The 12,682-nt window shown below is 67.2% G+C and carries 14 protein-coding genes; 9 read left to right on the plus strand and 5 right to left on the minus strand.

The features are described from left to right. Window positions 1–194 precede the first annotated feature (194 nt). From D7316_RS06865 to D7316_RS06905, 9 genes are all read left to right on the plus strand, one after another. A complete protein-coding gene (locus D7316_RS06865; RefSeq protein WP_232016804.1) occupies window positions 195–2,315 on the plus strand; it encodes an LCP family protein in 2,121 nt (706 codons plus the stop codon). Next, complete coding sequence (locus D7316_RS06870; protein ID WP_197718194.1) at window positions 2,315–3,040, plus strand: TIGR03089 family protein; 726 nt, start codon at window positions 2,315–2,317, stop codon at window positions 3,038–3,040. The genes D7316_RS06865 and D7316_RS06870 overlap by 1 nt, the downstream gene beginning before the upstream one ends. Before the next feature lie 149 nt (window positions 3,041–3,189). After that, window positions 3,190–3,813 (plus strand): YdcF family protein, encoded by a 624-nt coding sequence (locus D7316_RS06875; protein WP_232016805.1) that lies wholly within the window; start codon window positions 3,190–3,192, stop codon window positions 3,811–3,813. A 61-nt stretch (window positions 3,814–3,874) separates the two neighbouring features. Next, window positions 3,875–4,273, plus strand: coding sequence for a nitroreductase family deazaflavin-dependent oxidoreductase (locus tag D7316_RS06880; RefSeq protein ID WP_124707618.1), 399 nt, complete (start codon window positions 3,875–3,877; stop codon window positions 4,271–4,273). Window positions 4,274–4,284: 11 nt separating this feature from the next. Continuing rightward, window positions 4,285–5,109: a dienelactone hydrolase family protein gene (locus D7316_RS06885; protein WP_124707619.1), complete on the plus strand. Its 825-nt coding sequence runs from the start codon at window positions 4,285–4,287 to the stop codon at window positions 5,107–5,109. Window positions 5,110–5,158: 49 nt separating this feature from the next. Beyond that, window positions 5,159–5,776: a class I SAM-dependent methyltransferase gene (locus tag D7316_RS06890; protein WP_124707620.1), complete on the plus strand. Its 618-nt coding sequence runs from the start codon at window positions 5,159–5,161 to the stop codon at window positions 5,774–5,776. Between the two features lie 52 nt (window positions 5,777–5,828). Beyond that, window positions 5,829–7,466 carry an HNH endonuclease signature motif containing protein gene (locus tag D7316_RS06895; RefSeq protein WP_124707621.1) on the plus strand — a complete coding sequence of 546 codons (1,638 nt, stop codon included), beginning with the start codon at window positions 5,829–5,831 and terminating at the stop codon, window positions 7,464–7,466. Window positions 7,467–7,739: 273 nt separating this feature from the next. Further along, window positions 7,740–7,970: a hypothetical protein gene (locus tag D7316_RS06900; RefSeq protein ID WP_124707622.1), complete on the plus strand. Its 231-nt coding sequence runs from the start codon at window positions 7,740–7,742 to the stop codon at window positions 7,968–7,970. A gap of 86 nt (window positions 7,971–8,056) precedes the next feature. Further along, window positions 8,057–9,310 carry a hypothetical protein gene (locus D7316_RS06905; RefSeq protein WP_164473744.1) on the plus strand — a complete coding sequence of 418 codons (1,254 nt, stop codon included), beginning with the start codon at window positions 8,057–8,059 and terminating at the stop codon, window positions 9,308–9,310. Between the two features lie 50 nt (window positions 9,311–9,360). Here the strand turns inward: D7316_RS06905 and D7316_RS06910 are convergent, their stop codons facing one another. From D7316_RS06910 to D7316_RS27245, 5 genes are all read right to left on the minus strand, one after another. Continuing rightward, on the minus strand, window positions 9,361–9,801 hold the full coding sequence (locus tag D7316_RS06910) for an HNH endonuclease (protein ID WP_164473745.1): 441 nt from the start codon (window positions 9,799–9,801) through the stop codon (window positions 9,361–9,363). 233 nt (window positions 9,802–10,034) lie between these two features. After that, window positions 10,035–10,895 carry a phage major capsid protein gene (locus D7316_RS06915; protein WP_124707625.1) on the minus strand — a complete coding sequence of 287 codons (861 nt, stop codon included), beginning with the start codon at window positions 10,893–10,895 and terminating at the stop codon, window positions 10,035–10,037. 168 nt (window positions 10,896–11,063) lie between these two features. Further along, window positions 11,064–11,594, minus strand: a complete 531-nt coding sequence (locus D7316_RS27095; protein ID WP_164473746.1) for a hypothetical protein — start codon at window positions 11,592–11,594, stop codon at window positions 11,064–11,066. Further along, window positions 11,594–12,133 (minus strand): hypothetical protein, encoded by a 540-nt coding sequence (locus tag D7316_RS06925; protein ID WP_124707626.1) that lies wholly within the window; start codon window positions 12,131–12,133, stop codon window positions 11,594–11,596. Before D7316_RS06925 ends, D7316_RS27095 begins: the two co-directional genes overlap by 1 nt. Further along, window positions 12,130–12,516 carry a WhiB family transcriptional regulator gene (locus D7316_RS27245; protein ID WP_197718195.1) on the minus strand — a complete coding sequence of 129 codons (387 nt, stop codon included), beginning with the start codon at window positions 12,514–12,516 and terminating at the stop codon, window positions 12,130–12,132. Before D7316_RS27245 ends, D7316_RS06925 begins: the two co-directional genes overlap by 4 nt. Window positions 12,517–12,682 lie beyond the last annotated feature (166 nt).

Genomic DNA, 12,682 nt, shown 5'->3' on the forward strand with positions numbered 1-12,682 from the left:
CGGTGATGTGGGTCTCCACCGTGTCCACCGGCGTTGCGCTCTCGAATTTCTTGTTCACTTCAGTAGCCTGGCGTCAGCACAGCAACATCTGACACGTCTACACCACGAACATCGGCACGCACTCGTGTAACACCGTCTCCGACGGGCGTTGTGATCGCCGACGTTCGCCGACGATGAGAGGGATTGACCGGCCCGTGGAGTCTCGACCCGATGGTGCACGCGGACGTCCTGACGGACGCGCACGTCCCGACGAGCCCACCGCACGCTCTCGCGACCGTGCCGACGGCCGTCCCCGACGCGCACAACCGCCCACCGGTGAGCCGCCGCGCCGACGTCGACGTCCCGATGCCGGCGAGCCGCGCGCCGATCGTCGCGCACCCGGTGATCGTCGCGCACCCGGTGATCGTCGCGAGCCCGGGGAGGGCTCCCCCCGCAGCTCGGAACAACCCCGCAGGCGCCGGCCCGCCGGGCCGGCCAACGATCAGGGCCGCCGGGTCTCGGGCGAGATCCACACCCGGGGCGCGGGAGACCCGTCGGGCCGCCCGCGACGCCGCCCTCGTCCCGAGGACGAGCCTCGGCGGCCACGGCCCACGGGCGATGCCCGTCGGCCGACCGGCGCACCCGGCGCCGACGATGCCCGTCCCCGGCGACCACGTCCGCCGCGACCGCCCGAGGGGTCGGCGCCGGCAGCCGGTGAGCCGCGACGACGACGGCGTCCCGCCGAGCAGACCCCGCGTGCGGGTGAACCGCCGCGTAAGGCCCCGCCCAGGCGCCGGCGTCCCGCCTCGGCGGCCGGCGCCCCGACCGAGAAGCCGGCCACGGCCGCCTCGACCGCACCCACGGCGTCGACGGCCCCGGTCCGACCATCCTTCTCGTGGCGATCGAGGTCCACCCGTAAAGGGGTGGGTCGCGGGCTGATCGCGCTGCTGTCCGTGTCGGTGCTGCTGTGCACCGGCTACGCCTGGAACAGCGTGAGCAACCTCAACTCCAACATCACCCAGCTGGCCGGTCTCGGACTCGGCGGCGCCGACGACGGCGCCGTCGACATCCTGCTGGTGGGCACCGATTCACGCACCGACGCCAAGGGAAACCCGTTGTCGGAGAAGGAACTCAAGCTGTTGCGCTCCGGCGAGGAGGTGGCGACCAACACCGACACGATCCTGCTTATCCGAATCCCGAACGACGGATCGTCGGCGACCGCGATCTCCATCCCCCGCGACTCCTACGTCGACGTCCCCGGAATCGGCATGTCCAAGATCAACGCGGCCTACGGCACCACCAAAGAGGGAGTCCGCGCCCGCGCCGTCGAGTCCGGCACCAACGAGGCGACCGCGGAGAAGGAGGGCACCCAGGCGGGTCGTCGGGCCCTGGTCGACACGGTCGCCAACCTGACCGGAGTCAAGGTGGACCACTACGCCGAGGTGGGGCTGCTGGGCTTCGTCCTGCTGACCAATGCGGTCGGCGGCGTCGACGTCTGCCTCAACGAGGCGGTGAACGAACCCTTGTCGGGCGCACGTTTCCGTGCCGGACGCCAGACGCTGAACGGCCCCAAGGCATTGAGCTTCGTCCGTCAGCGCCACGGATTGCCTCGCGGCGACCTCGATCGGATCACCCGCCAGCAGGTGTTCATGGCGTCGCTGACCCAGAAGATGCTGTCCGCGAATCTGCTCGCCGACCCGGGCAAGCTGTCCGAACTGCAGCAGGCCGTGTCGCGTTCGGTGGTGATCGACGACAACTGGGACATCGTGAAGTTCGCCGAGCAGCTCAAGGACCTCAGCGGCGGCCGGGTCAAGTTCGCCACCGTCCCGGTGGTCACCGAGCAGGGCTGGAGTGAGGACGGTCAGCAGAGCGTGGTGCAGGTCGATCCCAAGCAGGTCCATGCGTTCACCGACAATCTGTTGAACAGCAAGAAGAAGCCCGATGCGGTGGAGCGCGGTGACTACACAGTGGACGTGGTCAACGCGGGCACCATCGACGGGCTGGCCTCGAATGTGGCGAACATCCTGACCAACAAGGGGTTCCAGGCGGGCAAGTCGGCGAGCGGCGCCGCCGACGACCGGGATTCGGTGGTCTACGCGCACTCCGACGACGCCGGCGCGCAGCAGCTCGCGAGAGACCTGGGGGGCGCCGAGGTCCGCGTGGACTCGTCGTTGCCGGACAAGCGCCTCAAGGCGGTGCTCACCAACACCTATGAGGGGCCGGGCTCCATCAGCGACACCGGCAGCCAGGCCGACAACACCCCCGCCAGCGAACGCGTGGGCAACAACCGTCCGCCGATCACCGCCGGCTCCGACGGCCCGACGTGCGTGAACTGATGAGCACCCCGACCCTCACCTCCGCCGTCTTCGACTCCGTCGTCGACTGGTCGCAGCCGATGCTGACCTACTACGACCACGACTCCGGAGAACGTACCGAGCTCTCCGCGGCGACACTGGGCAACTGGGCCGCCAAGTCCGCCAACTTCTTCGTCGACGAGCTGGGCCTCGGCGCGGGCGATGAGGTCCTCGTCGACCTGCCCGAGCACTGGCAGACGGCCGCGATCCTGCTGGGCGCATGGTGGGCCGGTGCCCACGTCCGGTTGCCGGGCGGGGACGACCTCGAGACCGGTTCGCTGGGCGCGGCGGTGACGAGCGCCGACCGGATCGACCGCTACGACGACGTCGACGAGTTGCTCGTCGCCTCACTCGATCCGTTCGCGATGGGCGTGCGCGACCTCCCGGTCGGCGTGACCGATTTCGCGAGCGCGGTGCGAGTGCACGGAGACCAGTACAACCCGCCTCGGACAGCGTCCGGCCCGGCGCTCGACGGCGCGGGCACCGAGACGGTCATCACCACCGCACGGGCGGCCGCTCAGGCGGACGGCATCACGACGGGTGCACGCGTTCTCACCACCCGGCCGTGGCAGACGGCCTCTGCGGTGGTGGAGAACCTGGTGGCGCCGCTGCTCGCGGGCGCCTCCCTGATCGCGGTCGCGCACGCGGACGAGCAGCGCCTGACCGGGTTGTCCGACACCGAACGGGCGACGATCACCCTGCGCTGACACCCGATCCGCTGCATCTCCCCCAGGTATCGGTTTGCCAACAGCCATGGTCTACAGGCGAGCGCATGTTTACCGTGTGACCCATGCGCATCAAAGGGAGAGTTGTTCACTTGTTGGGCGCGAGTGTCCTGAGTGTCGCAATCGGCGTGGTGGGACCAGCCGCCACCGCGCCTGTCCAGGCGTCACCGGTCACGGCGTTCAACGGACTCATGTCCACGGTCGGCGGATGTCAGACGCCGATCCCCGAGTTGATGAAATGGTGCACCGATCAGGAACGGCTGACGCCCGAGGTGCCGATGATGTTGCAGCTCAATCCGTTCGGCACCAGGATCGTGGTCCTCGGCGCCGCTCTGAACCGCGACGGCTCGATGAAGCCGGTTCTGATCACCCGTCTGCAGGCGGCGTTGTCGCTGGCGCGAGCATTTCCCCCGGCGGGCATCATCACGACGGGCGGCCTCCCGCGGGGCGGCCGCACCGAGGCGCAGGCGATGAAATGGTGGCTGGTCGCCCACGGCATCCCCGCCGGCCGGATCGCCACCGAGAATCACTCTCGGTCCACCGTCGAGAACGCCCGCTACACCGCCCGGATACTCGCGGCGGGCCGGGCCACCGGCGCTGTCGTGGTCAGCAGCCCGACGCACGTCAAGCGCGCGATGCTGAACTTCCGGCAGTCGGTCAACGGATCGATTCCGATCGCGGGTGTCATCTCCGGATTCACCAACGGCGCACCAGCGGGCTCCGGATCAGGCAGCGGTTCCGCCGGATCGAGCTGACGGCACCGCGATCCACCGCCGCCCCTCCCCAAACGCGCTCGGGTACGGCATCCTCGAACGCATGAAGATCCCCAAGACGGTCGCACGTATCAACAAGGTGGTCACCAATCCGATCCAGCGCCAATGGGCGCCACGCATCGCCCCGTTCGCGATGGTCGAGCACGTGGGACGCAAGTCGGGCAAACAGTATTCGATCCCCGTCCTCGCGTGGGTCGACGGCGACCGGCTCTCGATCGTGCTGACCTACGGCCGGAATACGGACTGGGTCCGCAACGTCACCGCCGCCGGCGGGTTCGGCTTGATCCGGAAGTCCGAGCATCACAAGGTCGTCCGACCGAGGATCATCCCGTCCGACTCACCCGACGTGGCGCGCGGGGCACGCGTACCGGCGCGCTTCTTCGACTCCGTCCTGACCGGGACCATCGTCGCCGACGATGGCGACCCGACGACGTCCGACTGAGCGGGGATCTCGTGCCCGACGACGCACTCGACGATTTCACCGCCCGCGATGTCACCGTGGGGGCCAGCACCCGCCGCGTGTACAGCGCCGGGTCCGGGCCGGCGGTGATCGTCATCGCCGAGATGCCCGGCATCAGCCCGAAGGTGGCGGATTTCGCCCGCAAGGTCGCGGGACGGGGCCTGACCGCGGTCATGCCCTCACTGTTCGGTGTGGACGGGCGGGACCCGCGTCCGGACAGCCTCGGCCGGGTCGGCTCGGCACGAAACATGGTCGGCACCATCGTCCGCGCGTGCATCAGCCGCGAGTTCACGGTGCTCGCCACCGGCAAGGCGTCACCGGTCGCCGACTGGCTACGCGGGCTCGCCGCGCAGGAGCACGAGCGCTGCGGTGGTCCCGGGGTCGGCGCGGTCGGTATGTGCTTCACCGGAGGTTTCGCGCTCGCGATGGCCACCGACGACCGACTGCTCGCGCCGGTGCTGTCCCAGCCGTCGCTGCCGTTCGGCATCATCGAGTCGCGCAACCATTCCATCGACATCAGCGATGCCGAGCTGGCCCGGGTGCGCGCACGCTGCGGTGCGGGACTGCAGGTGATGGGTCTGCGTTTCGAGGGTGATCGCCTGTCCCCACGCACCCGGTTCGACTTCCTCCGCGAGCAGCTCGGCGACGCATTCCTGGCGGTCGAGCTGCCCGACTCGACGGCGAACCCGGACGCCATGCTCCCGCAACCTCATTCGGTGCTCACCGAGGACCTCATCGACGAGCCGGGTCAGCCGACCTACGACGCCCGGGAGAAGGTACTCGACTTCTTCGTGGAGAAGCTGGTGGCGAACACCTGACGCGGCCATGGTCGCGAAGTCTCCGGCGGCGTCCTGCGACAATTCCGGGGTGCCACAACCCGGATACGACGCCATGGCCGATCTGTACATCGAGACGTTCCCGTCGCCGTACGCGACGCCACTGGAGCGTCACCTGGTCGCCGCGTTCGCCGACCTCGTCGCGCAGGACCCTGTGCCCGGTGTGGTGGTGGACATCGGGTGCGGTCCGGGACAGATCACGGCCGACCTTGCCGCGCGGGGACTCTCGGTGATCGGCGTGGATCCCAGCCGCGAGATGCTGCGCATCGCCCGCCGTGATGCTCCCACGGTGCGGTTCGTCCAGGACGACGCACACCTCGGATCGACCGAACTCGCCGACGTCGACATCGCGGCGATCCTCGCGAGGTTCAGCCTCATCCACGTCCCACCGTCGGTCGTGCCGGACGTCCTGGCCGGTTGGGCCGGCCGGTTGGCGCCCGGCGCGCTCGTGGCCGTGGCCGGACAGACCATCGACTCCGACGAGATCACGGAGTTCGACCACGCGGTCGCCCCCGCCTGGCGCTGGTACCCGGACCGCCTGTCCGATGCGCTCTCGACGGCCGGGTTCGACGAACTCTGGCGGACGGTCAGCCGGCCCGACACACACCACCGGTTTCCCGCAGTGCATCTGGTCGCCCGACGGCGGTGAGTCGCGTCCGCGAGCCACCGAACCTGTCGGTGGTCGAACGTATGTTTGATTCATGACCTCGAGTGTGGTGGTGGCCGGGCAGGTGGCCGAGGATGAGCAGCATTCGGCGACCGAGTTGGTCGAGGTGCTCCATCACTGCAATGCGGTGCGCGCGTCGGCGGATCACCGGATGTTGCAGGCGGTCAGTCTGATCCATGAGGAACGCGAGCAGGACTATCTGATCCGCCTGGCGGCGGGGGTCGGTACCGGGGAGAACACGTCGCTGGCCGAGCTGGAGAAACTCGCCGTACGGGTGGCCGGTGGCGAGGACCCACGCGCCCAGTACGGTCCGACCGGCCTCGAGCACGCCATCGCCGAGGTCGGCGCCGCATTGACTGTCTCCCCGGCACGAGCCCGTCAACTGATCGAGGCGGGCAGCGTGCTGCGTCATCAGTTGCCTTTCACCGGCGCCACCCTGTCGTCGGGTCGGATCGATCTCGAACGATTCCTGATGGTGGTGCGACGCACCGAACTGTGCGACGCCGAGAAACTCGCACTGATCGACATGCTGATCGCCGACGCCATCGAGACCCGTGAACCGATGTCGATGACCCGGTTTCGCACCATGATCGACAAGGTCATCGCCGACAACGACCCGGATGCGGTGCGTCGGCGTCGCGAACTCGTCGACGCCGACCGCGGCATCTCGATCCGCCCGGACCGCCACACCCCCGGCCAAGCTCGTTTGTCGGGTTCGCTGCCCGCCGCCCAGGCGGCAGCGCTGGACGCGCGACTCGACGCCATGACCGCGGCCGTGCATCCGGGCGACCCGCGCACCGAGAAGCAGCGACGCGCCGACGCACTGGCCCACGGCCGTCCCGCGCTGACCTGCCGATGCGGCGACTGCACGGCCGCCCCCACCGACGTCGCCGAGCCCGGATGCCAGTCCGACACCGAGTTCGCCGACGATTCCGCGCCGCCCACCGAGTCCACGACGCCGCCCGACGTCACCGCCCCGCGGCCGACGTTTCACATCGTGGTCAACCTGAGCACTCTGCTCGGCCACGACGACGATCCGGCAGTTCTCGACGGACACGGTCTCATCGACGCCGACACCGCCCGCACCCTGGTCACCGAAGCCCGCCGCACCTATGTACGGCCCGACCTGTCCACGCCGCAGGCCATCGAACGCTACGCACCCGGCAAGAAGGTCGCCGACCTGGTGCGTGCCGGTGAACTGTGCTGCACGTTCCCCGGCTGCAACAACAGGGCGTGGCGCGCCGATCTCGACCACAGTGTTCCGCACGGTGACGGTGGACGAACCCACCAGGACAACCTGAAGCCGTTGTGCCGCTTCCAACGTCGGTTGGCCCAAAGACCGTGTAGGCATATCCGCAGTCAGAGCTATCTTCTGTCGCATGAGCGCCGACTTCCGCCCGCTGATTATGGGCACGCACACGCCGGGCGGGCACCCCGGCCCAGACATCTATGGGCGGGCGCGGTCAGACGGGATGGTCGGCCTGCGGCTGGCGCAGGGTCGCACTGGTATGGACATCTGGCTCGAGCCCAACCAAGCCGACGAGCTAGCCAGCTATCTGCTCGACGCCATCTACACCGCGCAACTCGCTGCGCAAGAACGTACGCGTCCGTGATCAGATCAGCAGAAAGCCCCCCGGTTCCGCAGCCAGGGGGCTTTCCATCCACAAAGTAGACCTGTTGGTCTGAGCGCGATGCTAGGCCTCGACGCGGTCGGGTGGCAGCCGTTTGAGAGATTCGTCACCGCATCTCGTGATGCAGCTCACAAAAGTGTAATTCACTTCTGCCTCATTGGCCACACTTGACATCCGTCAAATTGTCCCTGCCTGCCCTTTTACCATTTTCTTAGCTTGAGCTGCGGAAACACATCGCTGTCGTTCGTCTCGACCTGGGTTTATTCTGTGGTCGGCAGCGTAGCTGTCATCCACAAAGTAGAGAGAAGGTAATCATGCCCGACAATCCCCTGGGCGCGCTCGGCAAGGCCATCAAGGACGCAGCGATGGCGGCGAACCGCAAGATGTGGGACGAGATCTTCGTCTTCGTTGACCCGGACCAGTCGCCTTTGACCGCCAACATCCGCAAGCAGGGCGACGAGGCCAAGGACATCCTCCGCGGCATCGTCATCACCCTCGGCGAGTTGGAGAAGCGTCTTCCGCCGTCGAAGGATCAGGCCGCTTAGGAACACGCGGCGCGGCAAGCGGGACGCCCCCTGGGACTCCGCACCCCGGGGGGCGTTCTTTGCCCGACTGACGGTAAGGCAGGTCAATGTCAAAAGAAAGTCGCGCGCGACGGGTCGCGCGTGAGGAGAAGAAGGCTCGCGCAAAGCGGGCCCGGCGAGTGGAACGCGACAAGCGATCCTCTCAAGTCCGGATGACGGTGGTGAACGCCAGCCAGGACGCTGAAAACGCGACATCGCTGGCGCAGGAGATGCAGCTGTGCAACTCGGCTCTCCTATACGCCGATGAAGTCACGTTGGTAAGCCCACGGGCAGCGCTTCTCAAGAACGCCGAGGACATCAACAATCTGAACGGCATCGAATTACTTCGTGTCTTCAAAAACGTTGCGCCCAAGTTCTTTCCGGATATGGACGAAGAACTCCGAACGCTATTCGAAACAATCGACGGGCTGCCCCCGCGAGCGCAGCTGCCACGGGAGCTGCGCGACGAATACGACCGCAATGTGCGCTTCCTGAACAAGGGGCTGGCCCCGATTAAGGAGACGATGCAGGGCAACGTCGAGCAGATGTTCGGCGAGACTGGCTACGGCCAGCTGCAGGAGGCTGTCGATCTCGGCATCTTGACGATCGACAGCATGGCCGGAGCGGTAGTCGATGACATCAGCGAAGACGGCGCAATGGTGCTCGGGTTCACTCAGAAGATCGACGAAGTGCTCAGTGACGGTGGCCGGTACCCCCTATTCGACGCTGCGGCAGGCAACATCGTCCGCCTCGGCGTAGACGCAGGATTCTTCAGTCCAGCTCCCATGGCCCGCCAACTGGGTGCCGACGCGGCCATGGCGGATGGCCTGTTTGATCGGCTGCCAAACTTCCAGTACGCCACGCCTCTCGAAATCATAGACATCCGAACGGAACTCAGTGGTTCACTGGCGGCGTTCCGGCAGGGAGTGCGCAGCCTGACGGACGGGCTGGAGATTGCACCCGAAGACCCAAACTTCGGCAATCAAGTTGTCGATGCTTGGAATCAGAAGGTGTCACCGGCTATCGCAGAGATCGAAGCGACAATTGCCGAGAACCGAAGCATGTCTGACTTGTTGAGGAGAACGGTCAAGAATCCGCTCGGGGCGACATCTATGGGGGGCTTCGTGACGTTGCCCGCGACCCTCGCAGTTGCCGCGGGGCCGATCGGGGCGCTGGCCGCCGCAGCAGGCACTGTGTTCGGGTACGGGATGGCGACTACACAGGCTCTGATCGACGAACATAAAGAGATCAGCAGCCAGAAAAAGGCGCAGTTCTACTTCCTCTATGGCACGAAGGAAAGGCTTCGACCCCAGGGCGGCTAAAACCCCAGACTCAGGCAGCATGAGAGCGCCAATGCCGACCGGGGCGGCTCCTACCGGGGCAGGGGGTCCGTCCCCTGGGGGTGTTCGTGCAGTTCAGGGGCATAACGGAAGCCGGTGGGCAGTGCCACCCGACCTAGCCGGTGGTCACGCTGCGGCTCGCGCTCGCCCAGCCCTCGTCCAGCCTTGGCCTGCCATGCCGTCTTGCGCTTGTGGCACGCACGGCATACGCACTGCAGCTCCTCGACTGTCAAGGTGTGCGTCCGCTCGACGCCACGGACGGCCACGCCCACAACGTGGTCCAGCTCCTGGTAGAAGCCGGTGCAGCCCTCGTAGCCTAGCTGGCACAGGCCCTGGTCGCGCAGGATGACGGCCCGGCGTACCCGCCTGGGGATGTGGCTACCAGTGCCTGCGCCCGTACCTTGCCACGGCATCTTGTGCTCCTTGATGTGATTGGCACCAACGTGCTGGTCGCTGGTCGCATTGGCCAACACGCTGGTGCCGTAGCCCAGTCGCTCGACAGTGACATGCGTTGCGCTGCACTGGCTCTGGGACACTAGTGGTAGGTCGGGGGCAGGTTGTGAGCTCCACAAGGGCAACCTGCCCCCGACCAGGTGTTGGGCGCTCAAGCTGAAGGGGCCAACTCCCACAGCCGCGCTGCCGCAACACGTTTGAGCGGTGCGTGGCGGTCAGTCGTCCCAAGGCCGAGCCACCACGAACCACGTACTTAAGCCTCCAGCGCCACAGTGACGACGCGGTTGGGCTTGGCGACCACGGCACCGAACCTGAAGGTGACCATCAGCGCCACCGACTGCTGGTTCCACAGGTACTCCTTGCTGGTGGCTACCAGTACCTGGCCGTAGGCGCTGATCACGCCCTGCTTGTCCAGCACGACCAGGCGGTCGGCGGGCACGTCGCGGTCCACGACCACGGGCACGTTCAGCAGCTGGCGCTGCGGCTGTGCCTGAGCGGCGTTGCCCAGTAGCGGAGCCTGGCTCTCGCCGCCCAGCTTGAGCTTGGACACCTGCGCCCACGCGAGCGGGTTGGCGAGGATCTGGCTGGCCTTGCCGCCATCGGCTTCGATGGTGGCGATGGCGTCCACCAGTGCGTCCAGGTTGCCTGCCGTGATGATGTCACCATCAATCTCGGTGAGCGGCTGGTGCAGCAGACCCGCGGGCGGGTTGATTGCCGGGGCCACCGGCGCGGCCTGTGCCAGGAATGCCCGGTTCGCTTTGCGCACCAGCGCTTCTCGTGCAGCATCGGAGATCAGCGCCGCAGCGTCGTCCTGCCCGTACTGCTCCACGGAGATGGGCACGATCAGGCCCACCTTGGACGTGTGGATCACGGCCTGTGCGTCGTCGGGCTCGAGCTCGGGGATGACGTTGCCCTCGGGCACGAACGGGATGTCGTCGGGGTCGAAGCTGACGTAGGGCACCAGCACCGCTGGCGCATCGCCCTCGACGTTTCCGGCCTTGGTGGTGGCCTGGATGATCAGGGCCTCGGGGATGATGTCCTTGGGCGCAACGCCCTTGACGTCCATTGCCAGTGCCTTGACGGCATCTGGGGTACTGAATACATTGCTGGGCATGATGCCCACCTTCCTGCGGCGTTACCGCGAGACGTGTTGCTATGCAACGGTTCTGATTCGTCTCACGGCAACCCCAGGAAACCGCGCCGCACTGGTGGCGGGAGCGGTGCGGGCACCAGGCCAACGCACCGTCCCGACCAGTGTATACCCGCAGGGGGTATAGCCGTTCTAGCGCGACACGCCGAAGGCGGCGTCCCAAGCGGCCTTACCGCTGGGCTGCTGCGGCATGTAGCCGGTGCCGTTCCCGACGTTCGGGTTGGGGCGCGGCCTGCGTGGCATCTGCAGCACCAGGCGCTCGGCCTCCATGGCCTCGGCTAGGACGTCGATGTCCAGTACGCCTACGCCTTCGGCGGCACCCTCGGCGGTAATGCCGCGGGCCACCATGGTCTCGGCGGGCACACCCACGCGCTCGGCGGCGATGGCGAACAGCACCTCGTTGGCCGCGCTCAGGTGGTCCCGCAGTTCGGTCATCTCGGCTTCTGCATCGCGCAGCTGCTGCCGGTACTTGACGGATTCGGCACCCGCCTTACCTGCTCCTGCCGCCTTCGCGACGTCGGCCCAGTAGTCGCGCTCGGCCACGACGTCGTCGTAGGTGGGCTGGCCGTCCTCGGTGGCGGGTGGCGCCTCGGCGGCGGGATCGATTGCCCCGTCGAACATCTCGTCGTCCTCGGTGGTGGTGGTGTCGTTCGGCATTGTCATTACAGATCCTCCAGATCGGTTGCGGTTACTAGTTGCTCGCTGGCGCGGTCGACCCACGCCTGCATCTCCAGCTCGCCGTCCAGGGCTCCCAGCACGCCGGGCTTGAGGGTCTCGATGTACTGAAGCAGTTGCACCACAACGCTTATTAGGCCCAGGGTGTCCGCCAGGTCACGCTCTGCCACATAGTTGAACGCACGGTCGAAGAGGAGCACGGCGGGCTGGTTGTGGAACTCCCGCACCAGCTTGAGCACGGCCTTAGCCAGGGCACGCTCCTGGTCGTTCAGGTCAACCCTGCAATCGGGGGGCGTCAGGGCGCTACCGACGAAGAAGGCCATCTCGGTGCACTCATCGAGCAACTCCTCTAGCCCGGTGTCGGTACGCTGCCCGGCCGCGATCACCAGTGCCACACCGCAGCCCAGCACCACGGCCGGGTGCGCGTTGCGGTCGATCAGCACGGGGTAGCCCGCGGACGATGCTGCCCGCAGCATGTCGTGGCAGACGTTGCGGTACTGCGTCATGGTGGGTGGCTTGGCGGTCATGCGGTGATCTCCTTCGGTGGTGTGTTGCGGCCGTGTCGGCCACGGACGGCGATGTTCTCCGCGGTGGTGGGTGACGGCACCCGCAGCGGCTTCTTAGGCGGCGTCGGGGGCAGACGGCCCGCGACAACACCGGCAGGGCGTTGCGCTGGCGTCAGCGCGTCGACCCAGGCGGTGCACAGCTGCAGCGCCGGACATCCGGCGCACAGTTCCAACGCCTCCGGTGCGCGGGGATCGGCCGGGGCTTCGGCGTCGAAGATCTCCGGCCATCCCCGGCAGGCGGCACCGGGCAGGCGCGGCAAACCAGCAAGCGCGGAGGTGAGTCCGACTATTGGGTGCTCGGCGGGTTCGCGCCACGACTGCCGGGTGCGGATCGGTTCGGTCATCGGGTGGCCTCCCCCTCGGCGTGGTGGTGTAGCCGGTTACCGGTAACTGGTAGTCGAGCCACACGTCCCCCTGCCCTCTTCGAGGGCAGTGGGGTACGTGATTGGCGGCGTTGTGAATGCCATGACAGCGCCCGTGAATGCGTTGACCTGCAATCTTGGCCGGAAC

The sequence above is a fragment of the Gordonia insulae genome, assembly GCF_003855095.1.
In the GTDB taxonomy this organism is placed as follows: Bacteria; Actinomycetota; Actinomycetes; order Mycobacteriales; family Mycobacteriaceae; genus Gordonia; species Gordonia insulae.

What these genes read in the sequence shown, in the direction of transcription:
- D7316_RS06870 (WP_197718194.1), top strand. Translation starts at nt 2,315, where the DNA reads ATGAGCACCCCGACCCTCACCTCCGCCGTCTTCGACTCCGTCGTCGAC.
- D7316_RS06880 (WP_124707618.1), top strand. Translation starts at nt 3,875, where the DNA reads ATGAAGATCCCCAAGACGGTCGCACGTATCAACAAGGTGGTCACCAAT.
- D7316_RS06895 (WP_124707621.1), top strand. Translation starts at nt 5,829, where the DNA reads ATGACCTCGAGTGTGGTGGTGGCCGGGCAGGTGGCCGAGGATGAGCAG.
- D7316_RS06900 (WP_124707622.1), top strand. Translation starts at nt 7,740, where the DNA reads ATGCCCGACAATCCCCTGGGCGCGCTCGGCAAGGCCATCAAGGACGCA.
- D7316_RS06905 (WP_164473744.1), top strand. Translation starts at nt 8,057, where the DNA reads ATGTCAAAAGAAAGTCGCGCGCGACGGGTCGCGCGTGAGGAGAAGAAG.
- D7316_RS06915 (WP_124707625.1), bottom strand. Translation starts at nt 10,895, where the DNA reads ATGCCCAGCAATGTATTCAGTACCCCAGATGCCGTCAAGGCACTGGCA.
- D7316_RS27095 (WP_164473746.1), bottom strand. Translation starts at nt 11,594, where the DNA reads ATGACAATGCCGAACGACACCACCACCACCGAGGACGACGAGATGTTC.
- D7316_RS06925 (WP_124707626.1), bottom strand. Translation starts at nt 12,133, where the DNA reads ATGACCGCCAAGCCACCCACCATGACGCAGTACCGCAACGTCTGCCAC.
- D7316_RS27245 (WP_197718195.1), bottom strand. Translation starts at nt 12,516, where the DNA reads ATGACCGAACCGATCCGCACCCGGCAGTCGTGGCGCGAACCCGCCGAG.